The following is a 12,872-nucleotide window of genomic DNA, read 5'->3' as shown; positions in this document are numbered from 1 at the left end:
GTTTAACTTTTTAAAGAATATTTTGAAGCGATTTTTTCTATATCAGAATTTAAAAGCTCAAGTAAGGCTTTTTTGCTATGTTCTAAAACCTTAGTTAAGCTTTCTTGCTCTTCTTGTTTAAATTTCCCCAAAACATGAGAAATTACATCTTGTCCTTTTCCTACTCCTATGCGTACTCTCTCATAAGCATTACCACAAAGATTATCTATACTTTTAAGTCCATTATGCCCACCACTTGATCCACCTATTTTAAATTTCAAAGCACCTAAATTTAAATCTATATCATCATGGATTACAATAATTCTATCACATTTATAATATTCACTAACAGCTTTTACGCTTTCTCCGGATAAATTCATATAAGTGGAAGGTTTTAAAAAAAGAGTAGAAGAGCTTTTAAAAAGCTCTCCTTTAAATTTAGCATTTGAAAGCTTTGTTGTTTGCAAGTCTTTCAAAATTAAGTCAATTAGCATAAACCCTACATTATGACGGGTTTGGGCGTATTGTTCTCCTATATTACCAAGTCCTACGACTAAGGTCATTTTATCTTGCTTTTTCTACGCCAACTACAGCTACTCTATCAGCATCAACCATAGTTACACCCTCAGGTACAACTACATCGCGGATTAAAAGTGCATCACCAACATCAAGTTTAGTTACATCTAATTCAAAATAATTTGGTAAGTTTTCAGCTGCACATTTTACTTTTAATCTTCTTTTTGATTGGATTAAAACACCTTTATTTTTAAGACCCATAGCTGTTCCTACGATTTTTACAGGAACCATATATTTAGAAATAACACCTTTTTGTGCTACCTTTAAGTCTACGTGTTTTAATTCTGCAGTTACAGGATCTTTTTGATAATCAACTACCACAACATTTAATACTTTATCTGCTACTTTTACATCAAAAGCTAAAGTAGTTTTTTTGCGTACTTCTTTAATAAATTCATTTACTTTAAAAGCAGCATTGATGTTTTCTAATCCTTTTCCGTAGATGTTTGCGATTAGATAACCATCTCTTTTTAAAGCTTTAGCAGCTTTTCTACCGATACTCTCTCTAACGATACCTTCTAACATCTGTTTCCTTTCTAAAAAAATAAACGCTAATTATAGCTAAATAAGTTTATAAAGATTTTAAAATATCTTCATAAGCTATACAAAATTGTTCTAAACCATCATCAAGCAAATCCTTACAAGCTTTACTTAAAGCATCTTTTGAAATATTTGCATTCAATTTTTTCTCTATACATTCATCTTTCAAAGGCTCTTTAAATACGATTTGCTTACCTTTAAAAGCCTTAATAGCATCTAGCGGTGCAGTATTAATAGCTTTATCATAGAGTAATTCTTTAATATAATAATCTTTTTCTAAATCATCACCTTTAACACCCGTACTTGCAAATAAAGCTCTAATATTTGCTTCATTTTGTTTAATGATATAATTATAAGCCTTAGTTGCAGTGAGAATTCCTATATAATTTTTATCCAAAACTTGATTATTTAATAATCTATCAAAACGACTTACAAAAATGCTAATAACGGCTTGAGGTTCTTTTTTGGCTGCAATATTATTTTTTCTAAATTCCTTTAAACCTAAATTTAAAGCTTCAAAGCATTTTTTAGTTTGCTCAAAATCAAAAATCAAAGTAGCATTTACACTAATACCATTTTTCATTAATTCTTGCATTACTTCATAAGAAGCTTCTGTTGCAGGAATTTTCATCATCACATTTTCTTTTGCAATTTGCGTGTATAATCTTTTTGCCTCAGCCAAAGATAAGCTAGTATTATCTTTTAATCTTGGGTCAATTTCAATACTAATAAAACCATCATTATTTTCATAATAATTAATAGCTAATTTATCTGCAGCCTTAGCAATATCTTCTACCGCAAGATACTCATATAAGGCTTTTTTATCTTTGAGATTTGATTTTTTGATTTTTTCTTTATAAACAGCTGAGTTTAAAATCGCATTTTTAAAAATAGCAGGATTTGAAGTAGCACCATTGATTGTTCTTGAGTATATTAAATCCAAAAATTCATGATCCAAAAATTCATTTTCTATAAAATCACACCATAGTGAAAATTTTTTCATTGTATTACCTTTATTATTTCTTTTAAATCTTTTTTATCTATACAAATATCTGCATGAGATCTTAAAATTTCTTTGGCGCAAAAAGCTATTTTTAATCCACATTCTTTAAACATAGAAATATCATTAGCTCCATCGCCCACACACATAATCTCTTCTGTTTTTAAATTTAAAAATTTCTTAAGTCTTTGTAGTATAATACCTTTTGAGTTGTTAAACATAATTTCTCCACCAACTTTTCCTGTTAAAACACCGTTTTTACTATGCAAAAAGTTAGCAAAACCAAAATCAAAATGAAGTTTATTTTGTATTAAGTCAATTCCCTCATGAAATCCACCGCTAAAAACAATAATTTTTATATTTTTATTTTTTAAATACTCGCATAATTCTTTAGCACCATTCATCAAAGGTAAATTTTCACAGCACTTTCTTACTTGATCAACTGGCATTCCTTCAAGCAAGGCTACTCTAGCACTTAAGCTTTCAAAAAAATCAAGCTCACCATTCATTGCTTTATCGGTGATACTTTTAACAGCATCACCGACATTATATTCTTGTGCTAAAATGTCGATGGTTTCCCCATCCATTAGCGTAGAGTCAAAGTCAAAGGCGCAAAGCTTTATCATTAAAACTCACGCTTTAATAAAGCTTCGGCTTTTAATATAGTTAAAATATTTTCCTCTCTTTTACCTATACCAAAAATCATACCTTTTTCTTTTAGTAAAGTTTCAGGTGGCGGATCAATTCTGCTTCTGTGAATTTTGATAGCCTCTGTTAATCTATCTATCACAAAACCCGCATTACCTGCAGGAGTTTGATTTCCATTTGCTACGCCTTTTAAAACAATATATCTAGTTTGAGGTGTCATTTTAGAACTACCTTGATTAAATCTTTTTGCAAGATCTATCAAAGGCATAACATTACCCCTCATATTAAACACACCTAAAACATAATCAGGTACACTTGGAACCCTAGTATATTCTATAGGTTTAATAATTTCTTGAATATTAAGAATAGGAATAGCATATTCCTCATCTCCTACCACAAAACCAACAAGCTGAATAATATCCTCTTCTTTATCCACATCTGGTTCTGCAATTTGCGCTTGTTGTTTTTGCAAAACCTGGCTTAATTTATCATTCATCTTCTTATCCTAGTTTTAAATTTTTTCTAACTACATTTTCTAAGTACTCTGGAGAGTAAGGCTTAGTAATATACTCAGTCATTCCTACTTCCACACCTCTTAGACGGTCTGATTTACTAGTTCTTGAAGTTACCGCAACAAGTGGAAGGTTTTTGTATTTAGAATATTTTCTAATTTCACCTGCTAGGGTATAACCATCCATTCTTGGCATTTCAATATCAATCAACACTGCATCAATATCATGCTCACCTGATTTAATTGTATTTAATGCCTCAACGCCGTTAGTTGCTTCTATAATACTTACACCTAGTGGTTCTAGTGATTTTTGCATGATATTTCTATCCATCTTAGAATCATCCACTATAAGTACTGTATAATCGCTTGGTTTTTCCTTCACAACTTTTTTAGCTTGCGCTTCAATTTGTGCTTTAATATCTACTTTGATCTCTTTAGCTATATCCATCATAGCAGCAACATCAATAATCAAAGTAACTCTACCATCACCACGAATCGTCGCTCCTGCTATACCTTGGATGTTTTGTAAATATTCACCCATAGACTTAATAACGATTTCTTCTTGACCTACTAAAGTATCTACTATAATACCAAGCTTGCTTTCTGCTACACCTATAACAACTACATAAGTTTGATCAGTATTTTCAAGCACTTGTTTTACACCAAATACATCTGAAAGTCTTACTAAAGATAAAACCTCATCTCTTAAGCGAAGTACGTTTTTACCTTCAATGGTATAAATATCATCAATTGGCACTCTAACTGTCTCAAGAACACTTGCAAGAGGAATAGCATAAAACTCTTCTTGTGTACCTACAAGCAATGATTGAATAATTGCTAAAGTAAGTGGGATTTTAAGCTTCATCACAGTGCCTTTTCCAAGTTCACTGTCGATTTCAATCACACCATTTAGTTTTTCAATATTAGTTTTAACAACGTCCATTCCAACGCCACGACCTGAAACATTAGTAATTTTAGCAGCAGTTGAAAAACCTGGTTTGAAAATCAATGCAAACGCTTCTTTATCGCTCATTTGATCAGCTTCGCGCTCTGTGATTAAGTTTTTCTCTATAGCTTTTGATTTTAAAGCATCCGCATCAAGCCCTTTACCATCATCAGCAATTTCCACTACAATGTGGTTTCCTTCATTGTATGCTTTAAGATTAACGGTTCCTTTTTCTGGTTTACCATTAGCCACACGTGTTGCTGGATCTTCTATACCATGATCACACGAGTTTCTAATCATATGCATAATAGGATCGCCAATTTCTTCCACAATAGACTTATCAAGTTCAGTTTCTTCCCCTGAAATTTCAAGCTCCATTTGCTTACCAAGTTCACGGCCCAAATCACGTACAACTCTTGGGAATTTGTTGAAAACTTTTGCAATAGGCTGCATTCTTGTTTTCATAACTGCTAATTGAATATCTGTAGTAACAATGCTAAGTTGCGATACTACTTGGTTTAATTCTTCTAAGAATTTTTCCCCATCATATCTTTCTTCAACATCATCATAAATTTTTAATAAGCGGTTTTTACCAAGAACAAGTTCTCCAATTAAATTCATCAAATGATCAAGTCTTTTTACTTCAACCCTAATGGTTTGATCCATATTTGCACCACTGCTTCCACCACCTGCTGCAGGAACTTTTTTCTCAGCAGTTGCATTTTGTGCTTGAGCAGCTGGTTTACTTGGAGCTGGATTAGCTTCTTGTGTTTTTTTCTTTTCAGCACGTCTTGCTTGGTCTTCAGCTTTTCTTACTTTTAAAAGTCTTTCAATTTCAGCCTCAACCTCATCATCACTGAGTTTATTTACATCAACTTCAGGTTCTTCAGCCTTTGGCTCTTCTTTTACTTCTTCTTTTGGCTCTTCAGTTTTAGCCGGTGCAACAGACTCTAAACTTTCACCCTCTGAAATAGCGGTTAATCTTGTACAAATTGGAGCTATATCAAGTCCTATCGCTGTATCATTTCCATTATCTCTAATAGAATTTAATAAAGTTTTCATCATATCAATAGACTCTAAAACCACATCCATTACTTCAGGAGTAATTTTAAGCTCATTGTGTCTTGCTTTATTTAAAACATCTTCCATGTGATGAGTAAGTTTTGTTAAAACATCAAAATTTAAAAAGCTTGATGAACCTTTAACAGTATGTGCAACACGGAAAATTCTATTTAATAGTTCTAAGTCTTCAGGATTTGCTTCTAATTCAACCAAATCATGGTCAATTTGCTCAACTAGTTCAAAGGCTTCAACTAAAAAATCCTCAAGTATTTCTTGAATATCTTCCATTTTTACTCCTCACCTTTTTCATGTTTTTTAATAACACGAGAAATTTCAGCAAAGAAATCACTTGCGTTAAATTTAACCAAATACCCCTCACCACCTGCTTCTTTAACACCTTTATCACTCATAAACTCATTTGATAAAGAAGAGTTAAACACGATAGGAATATTTTTAAATCTCTCATCTTCTCTTACTTTAGCTGCAAAGTGGAAACCATCCATTTGAGGCATTTCAACATCACTTACAATGATTTTTAGATGTTTATTTAAATCATCACCATATGCCCCATATAGCTCTTGAAGTTTTTGTAAACCTTCAACCCCATCTTTTGCTTCTACAACTTTTAAGCCGATTTTATTAAGTAAATCTTTAACAAGTTTTCTTGCAGTAGAACTATCATCAAGTGCTAAAGCTATACCTTCAATTTTTTGAATCTTATCATCTTCAATATCAGTTTGTGGAGTATAAATTCCAAGCTCTTGCACTATACTTTCTAAATCTAGGATAAGTAAAACCTCATCACCCTCGATTCTAGTTACACCTGTTATTTTACTTTTATCCAAGCTACCTGCACTTGTAGCAAAATTAGCTGGCTCGATATTTTTCCAATTAATTCTACGAATTCTTTTTGCCTCATGTACGATAAAACCGATTAATACATTACTAAATTCAGTAATAATAACTCTAGGTTTTATATTTGTCATTTCTGGCTCTTGAATTTGCATCCATTTAGCTAGATTAATCACAGGAATCACCACACCACGAAGATCAAAAATACCTTCAACATACTCAGGCACCCCTGGAATTTCAGTCAAAAAAGGAATTTTTATGATTTCTCTAACCTTAGAAACATTTACACCATAAATTCCCTCATAGACTTTATCTTGGCCTTGCTTAAAGATGCGAAAATCAACAAGCTCCATTTCATTTGAACCTGTTTTAACGACATTCTCATCAAACATTATGCCTCCTTAAGTTCTATTTTGTGAAATCTGATTTCTGGTTCATATTTTACTACAAAAAAACTTTCCTTATATGCAAAAGTAGGTAAATTTAAATATTTTGTATCCTCAAATTCTAAAAATACATCTTGATGATAATGTCCTTCTATTATAAATTTTACATTGTAGTGTTTTATACGCTCTTTTACTAAAGTAGCAAATTGAGGAATTTTTCTAATAAGTTGTTTTTTATTTTGATTTTTTAAAATTTTTTGAGTAATTTTTTCTTTACTAGTAACATTTAAAAAATTTAAAAAAAGTAGTAAATAATGATTTCTCAAACTTTTTAAGCAAAATTGCAAAAAAGGTTTTAAAAAAATATCTCCATGGGCTAATTTTACCAAGGTTTTATCTTTAAATTCGCAAAGCAAAGGCTGTTGTTTTATGCTAAAAACCTTCACTTTTTTAAAAAATTTAGTCAAATTAAAATCGTGATTACCTTCTAAATAAATGATTTCAATCTCATCAGCAAGCTCTTCAAGTAAATCTATATAAGCTTTTGCAAAATCATGCGTGGCTTTTACCTCATAAATCAAAAGATCAAAAATATCACCCATTAAAAAAAGCTGTGGAGTTTGAATTTTTTTATCTTTTAAGGCTTGCAAAAAATCCCAAAAACCACGCCTATTTTCATTTTCATGTGCATCGGCGATGAAAATAGCATTTTCTTTTATACAAATCAATATCTTGCTTTCTCGTATTTTAACACTTTATCATAATCCACTTCGCCATTAAAAATTCTAATTCTATTAGAATTAAATTCATCACTTAACACATCTCTAGCGGAATCATAATCCTCGACTTTAATGCCACCAATGGTTGTCATCGTATGAATCAAATCATCTATCATAAATGGTCTATTTTTAGCTTTTATTATCTTATCTACTAATTCAGGATTGTTTTGTTTGAATTTATCACTAACTATAAAAAAGAACGGAATTTCAGCAGTGAATCTTGAAGTTACAAAATGTTCCGCTCTATCTCTATATTCATAGACACTTTCTCCATGATCACTAATATAAACAATAATCGCCTCTTTATCTTTGAAAAAACTAAACACTTCATTGACAAAATAATCATTATAGAGCACCGCATTTGCATAGTTAGCAATATTTACTTTAAATTTCTCATCTAAATTTCTTTTTATATCTTTACTTGTAAATTTAGCAAACTGTTTCTCATATCTTCTGTCATATCTAAAGTGAGTTCCCATCAATTGTAAGACAAAAAAATTCTTTTCATTAATTCTATCTTTAATAAGTGGTAACATTTCAGTGTCAAATGCTTTGGTAAAAATTTTATCATCTGTTGTAAATTTATTTAAAAAAATAGTTTCTTTGGCACGATTTGCTACAGCAGTAGTAATACTCGTATGACCACTCATCGGTTCATGGTTTGATATAAAAACAGTGTTGTATCCTGCCAACTCAAATAAATCAATAATATTTAGTCTATCATACCAATTTTCCTCATTTTCTATATTTGAGAAATTCATAATCCTTCTTAATGAAGCTTGAGTGCTTGCAAAAGGCGATATCGTGTCGCTAAATTTAATCAAGTTTCCATTTTTTTCTAAAATATCTAAATTTGGTGTAGTTTTTAAATCATAGCCATATAAACTCATATAATTTCTTTGAGTACTTTCACCTACAATAAAAACCACATAAGGGATTCTTTTTTCAATATTTATCTTCTCTTTATAAGAGTTAGCAACATTTTGATAATTATTTAAATAAAAAACATAATTTGCCCACAATCCAGTATCACCATAATAACCTCTAATTTGCAAAGGCAAATCTAACAAAAAGGTAAAATTAATTTTATCTATAGAATTTATTCCCTGTTTTTTAACAAAATAACGATTAGCACAGTCTAATAATAATCCTACAATAACAAAAATATAAATAGCGCAAAAAGATATTAGTATTTTTTTATTTGGTAAATACAAATATTTTTGTATTTTACTAAAAAAATAAATCCATAAAAAAATAAAAAGCAAAAACAATATAAAAATACTGATCAATTTGATATCAATATAAAATTCAAAAAATTCGTAAATTTCGCCTAAATTTGTTTGTAAGAAAAAATCTATAAACATAGGGTTAAATTTGGCAGAATAATTTACCAGTAAATAAGTTTGCAATATAAAAGCAATGACAGCATAAACTGTTAAAAAATATACAATATACCTAGCTCTTTCTTTAAAAAAAAGAAAAAATATATGAATGATAAAAATTTCTAGTATAAACACTATAAATACATTTTTTATAGCCTTAAATAATATCCATTCGTAAATTTCCCTTTCAAAGGTTAAATAACTCCACCATAATGAAATACTTACATCTAAAATAAAAATCAAAGATATATATGGAAAATATTTAATAATAAAATCAAAGTATCTTTCTTTTTGCATTAAAATTCCAAAGCTTTGTATTCTATAGAAATGATTTCAAATTCACTTTCCCCTTTTGGCAAACGCACTTTAAAATCATCGCCTTCTTTTTTACCAAGCATTGCTTTAGCAATAGGCGAACTAATGGAAATATAGCCTTTTTCTAAATTTCCCTCATTTACCCCTACCAAAGTATAAGTGCTTTGTTTTTCACTTTCTAAATCCTCTACAACAACAGTTGAGCCAAATTTCACACTATCATGCTCGTAAGAAGATGGATCGATGATTTGCGCTCTTGAGATCAAATCCCCAAGTTCAGCTATTTTACCTTCTATAAAAGCTTGTTTTTCTCTAGCTGCGTGATATTCTGCATTTTCTTTTAAATCTCCATGACTTCTTGCTATGTCTATTTCTTCTACTACTTTTGGGCGTTCAACTTTCTTTAAATGTTCTAATTCTTTTTCTAATTTCTCATAGCCGTATTTACTCATAGGTTCTTTTTGCATGATTTATCCTTATTTGATTTCATAAAGTATTTTAGCTAAATTTTTTGCACTTGCAAATTGCAAATATTCTTTTAAAAAATCTACTTTATCAAAAAATGCCTTATAATCGTATTTAAGATAAGCTTGATACAAATTTTCCACATTCACTTGCTCTTGTAAAAATTCAGGATTAAGCTCGCTTTTTCCTGCAAAGTCCAAAAAGATATTTGCAAGGCCTATGTGTTTGAGTTTTACAAAACATCTTGCGATAAATACATCAATAGCTTTAGCCTTATAAGCAAGTACAAAAGGCGTGCCGACCAAAGCTGCTTCAAGTGTAGCTGTGCCACTACAAATAAAAGCAAAATCAGCATTTTTTAGCACTTTTGGGGTATTGCTTTGAATTTCAAAACCATCTATATCCCCATAAAGATCTAATCTTTTTAGATTAAACTCGGGCACACAAAGGATTTTTTTACCTTTAAATTTAATGCTTAATTCTCTAAAAATAGGCATTAAACGCTTTATTTCACTTTTTCTTGAGCCTGGCAAGAAAGCGATTGCTTTCTCATCATCATTTTTTGAAAGTATAAAATTTATATCTTCTTGATTTTTAAATTCTTTTATCTCATCTAAAAGTGGATGTCCTACATAAGTGCTTTTGCTAAAAAACTCACTATCAAAAGGCAAGATAGAAGCTAGCACATCAAAATGACTTTCTATGATGGGTATGCGACCTTTTTTCCACGCCCAAACTTGAGGTAAAATGTAATAAATTCTTTTTACTTTAGAATTTACTTTTTTTAAAGCTTTTGCAAAAGGTATGTTAAAAGCGGGAGAATCTATACATAAAATCGTATCAATCTTTTGAGTAAGACTTAAATTTACTAGTTCTTTTATAGCTTTTTTGGCTTTTAAAATGAGTGGCAAAACCTCTATAAAACCCATAGCGCTAAACTCATGTGAGCTATAAAGTGGCTTGGAATTTAGACTAAATTCTTTACATAAACTCTCATCATAAATTCCTACTAAATCAAATTCTTTATACTCATTTTTATAAACTTTTAAAACTTCTTTTAAATGCAAATTTGCTGAAGGCTCTAAGGCACAAACTAAAAAGGTTTTCATTAACCTACCTTATATCAATTTTAAAAGACATTTTAACAAATTTTAACTTAGAGTTTAAACCCGCAAAGCGGGTTTAGTTTAATAAAGCGGAGTTGCTTCAACGATAGCAGGGGCAAAGAAAAATAATTCTTTTAATTCTATAGGTACAGAAGGATTTACGGTACAATCATCTAAACCAAAGCGATTTTCTATAGGCACGCGTGCTTCATAAAAAGTACTCATACATTTTACCCCACCATGCGTTAAAGATCTAATTTGCACAGCAGAACTTGTAGTAGGCATGATAGAAAAAACCGTTTGCATTTGTCCATCTTGTAAATCTTGCTTACAAGATTTTGTTCCAAAAGTTTTTTCATCTAAAACAGCCAAACACACATCAGCACCTCTAGGATTTATAAACTGCACATAACCAAAAGGGCGTTGCACAGCATACCTGTCCTTTTCTTTTAACTCATCGCTAAGTATTATTTCTTTTAAAAACCAATTTTGTTCTTCTAATTTTTCAGAGCTATATCTAAAAGGACTTAGTGAAATTCCTGTTTCTAAAGATCTTATAGCAAGCATAGGAGTAAAGTCTTCCAAATCATCAAACAAAACCTCAGCTCTTAAAAACCCCAAAATAGCAAAAAATAAAATACAAATTTTTCCCATCTTCTTCTCCTAAGGTCTTCTAAAATTTACAGGAAAATGATCTGAAGCTAAAAAGGTTCTAAGACCTGCTACAGCTAATACTGCAAGAATTGCAGGCGGATTATATAAAGTTCCTGTATTTGAATTTCCTGTAATCGCATAATCAATCGTATTTCCAGCAGTTTGTGTAAAAGAAGGTGGTGAAACTATATTAATACGCGATCTTAAATCAGGATCAAGCAAACCCACAAGGGTGTCAGGCCCTCTATTAAAGTCCCCCATAATCATCCAATTAATATGTGGCATATTTCTAAAATGCATATCTACAGCACTTACAATAGCTCCTGCATCATTACCTCCTCTTGATAAAGCATGCACACTAAAAAACGCATCATTTCCTATACGAATGCCTATAATAGGTCTTGAAGCAACGGTTGGAGGTGGTAAAACATAAACTTCATCTGCCCTCATTCTACTTACAATAGCCATATTCACACGATTTGCTCCAACATCTACTCTTGAATAATATATATAAACAGAATTTGGACGACTTGATGAGCCCAAATTCCACTCATATTCATGTATAGGAATTCCAACTCCCACAGGTTGAACTTGCCTTGGTGTCATCATCGCAGTACTTGGTAAAACTCCTGCTTCTTGAACAGCTAAAATATCCATAGGATTAGCACCGGTTACAAGTTGTCTTATGCTAATATTCCATTTGCTTTCAGTAGAAGCTGATGAGCCTTGTAAATTCCAAGTGCCGCTATTATAATTTTCTAAAGCAGCAAACAATAAATTAAAACTAAAAATTAAAAATACAATTTTTCTCATCATTGCTCTCCTGTATAAGCATAAGGTGATATTGTTTGAAAAGCAGGTGCACCAATGCTCCATTGTCTATCTAGATTTTTTTCTTTTGATTTCAAACAAGAGGTTAAATATATACTGTAATAATCAAAGTTAAATTCCTCCATTACATTTGCAACCGTTGTTTGTATGCATTGTTGTGTAGCATAATTTTGAATTTGATAAGCACCATTACTCATAGGAAAAAATCTCCAAAATTGTGCAAAATTTGTTTGATCGCAAGGATAATGCACTATACCATTACCATAAGCAGTTAAACAAGTAAAAGTTTTTGCATTTTTGATCATTACAGTATTATTTGGAAATTCAATAAGCTGCCATACTCTTGCATCACCAAAAGATTTGCTATCAAATAAATTATAGCCCCATATCCAATTACCCGGATTTAAAGCCCAAACCGTTAATGCAGCTCCATTTGGACTCATAATAGTTACAAAGTCACTTGCAATACCTGAATTTTCATACAAAGCGTTTGAAGTAAATTTATTATCCGAAGTTAACCTTGGCAATGGTCCTTTTATGGGATTATCTCCTTTAAAAGTATTTGTAGTAATTACTGGTGGCACAAGCGATATAGCAGGAAAATGTTTCCCATCTACTAAAGCTGGTGTTTTTTGCTTAGCAGGTGGTGTTGGATTTTTACCTATTTTTAAAGGATCAATATCATTTACACCGCCTAAAGAACGTGCCAAAGGATTAAATTGCTCTTTAGAAGAACATCCGATAAAAAAAGCTACAAATACACTAAATATCATTATGAATTTAATTTTTTGCATTTTTCCTCCTTGAATATTTAAATTTAAATATATTATCATAATTATA

The 12,872-nt window shown here is 30.9% G+C and carries 14 protein-coding genes; all 14 read right to left on the bottom strand.

Annotated elements, in window-relative coordinates; all coding sequences use genetic code 11:
* Positions 1-2: 2 nt before the first annotated feature.
* The 14 genes from pth to L8V79_RS02160 all read right to left on the bottom strand — a co-directional run bounded on the left by pth (position 3) and on the right by L8V79_RS02160 (position 12,826).
* Positions 3-542 (bottom strand): aminoacyl-tRNA hydrolase, encoded by a 540-nt coding sequence (pth, locus tag L8V79_RS02225; RefSeq protein WP_263663917.1) that lies wholly within the window; start codon positions 540-542, stop codon positions 3-5.
* Position 543: 1 nt separating this feature from the next.
* Entirely contained in the window at positions 544-1,080 is a 537-nt protein-coding gene (locus L8V79_RS02220) for a 50S ribosomal protein L25/general stress protein Ctc (RefSeq protein WP_133319540.1), read from the bottom strand.
* A gap of 46 nt (positions 1,081-1,126) precedes the next feature.
* A complete protein-coding gene (locus tag L8V79_RS02215; protein ID WP_263702332.1) occupies positions 1,127-2,098 on the bottom strand; it encodes a transaldolase in 972 nt (323 codons plus the stop codon).
* On the bottom strand, positions 2,095-2,721 hold the full coding sequence (gene serB, locus L8V79_RS02210; protein ID WP_263679481.1) for a phosphoserine phosphatase SerB: 627 nt from the start codon (positions 2,719-2,721) through the stop codon (positions 2,095-2,097). Before serB ends, L8V79_RS02215 begins: the two co-directional genes overlap by 4 nt.
* Positions 2,721-3,239, bottom strand: a complete 519-nt coding sequence (locus L8V79_RS02205) for a chemotaxis protein CheW (protein WP_039668837.1) — start codon at positions 3,237-3,239, stop codon at positions 2,721-2,723. Before L8V79_RS02205 ends, serB begins: the two co-directional genes overlap by 1 nt.
* A 4-nt stretch (positions 3,240-3,243) precedes the next feature.
* Positions 3,244-5,550 carry a chemotaxis protein CheW gene (locus L8V79_RS02200; RefSeq protein ID WP_263663914.1) on the bottom strand — a complete coding sequence of 769 codons (2,307 nt, stop codon included), beginning with the start codon at positions 5,548-5,550 and terminating at the stop codon, positions 3,244-3,246.
* 2 nt (positions 5,551-5,552) lie between these two features.
* Positions 5,553-6,506, bottom strand: coding sequence for a chemotaxis protein (locus tag L8V79_RS02195; RefSeq protein WP_263663913.1), 954 nt, complete (start codon positions 6,504-6,506; stop codon positions 5,553-5,555).
* On the bottom strand, positions 6,506-7,228 hold the full coding sequence (locus L8V79_RS02190; RefSeq protein WP_263702331.1) for a UDP-2,3-diacylglucosamine diphosphatase: 723 nt from the start codon (positions 7,226-7,228) through the stop codon (positions 6,506-6,508). The genes L8V79_RS02195 and L8V79_RS02190 overlap by 1 nt, the downstream gene beginning before the upstream one ends.
* Positions 7,225-8,958 carry a phosphoethanolamine transferase gene (locus tag L8V79_RS02185; RefSeq protein ID WP_263702330.1) on the bottom strand — a complete coding sequence of 578 codons (1,734 nt, stop codon included), beginning with the start codon at positions 8,956-8,958 and terminating at the stop codon, positions 7,225-7,227. The genes L8V79_RS02190 and L8V79_RS02185 overlap by 4 nt, the downstream gene beginning before the upstream one ends.
* The gene (gene greA / locus L8V79_RS02180) at positions 8,958-9,443 is read right to left on the bottom strand and encodes a transcription elongation factor GreA (RefSeq protein ID WP_039619215.1); all 486 of its coding nucleotides are present in this window, start codon (positions 9,441-9,443) and stop codon (positions 8,958-8,960) included. Before greA ends, L8V79_RS02185 begins: the two co-directional genes overlap by 1 nt.
* 9 nt (positions 9,444-9,452) lie before the next feature.
* Positions 9,453-10,550, bottom strand: coding sequence for a lipid-A-disaccharide synthase (gene lpxB, locus L8V79_RS02175; RefSeq protein ID WP_263663911.1), 1,098 nt, complete (start codon positions 10,548-10,550; stop codon positions 9,453-9,455).
* Positions 10,551-10,628: 78 nt separating this feature from the next.
* The gene (locus L8V79_RS02170) at positions 10,629-11,201 is read right to left on the bottom strand and encodes a cytolethal distending toxin subunit A (RefSeq protein WP_263702329.1); all 573 of its coding nucleotides are present in this window, start codon (positions 11,199-11,201) and stop codon (positions 10,629-10,631) included.
* Between the two features lie 9 nt (positions 11,202-11,210).
* On the bottom strand, positions 11,211-12,014 hold the full coding sequence (locus L8V79_RS02165; protein WP_263702370.1) for a cytolethal distending toxin subunit B family protein: 804 nt from the start codon (positions 12,012-12,014) through the stop codon (positions 11,211-11,213).
* A complete protein-coding gene (locus tag L8V79_RS02160; RefSeq protein ID WP_263702328.1) occupies positions 12,014-12,826 on the bottom strand; it encodes an RICIN domain-containing protein in 813 nt (270 codons plus the stop codon). Before L8V79_RS02160 ends, L8V79_RS02165 begins: the two co-directional genes overlap by 1 nt.
* Between the last annotated feature and the right edge of the window lie 46 nt (positions 12,827-12,872).

It is taken from the genome of Campylobacter sp. IFREMER_LSEM_CL2194, assembly GCF_025771685.1.
Lineage (GTDB): Bacteria > Campylobacterota > Campylobacteria > Campylobacterales > Campylobacteraceae > Campylobacter_D.
This window is presented reverse-complemented; position numbering and strand designations above follow the sequence as displayed.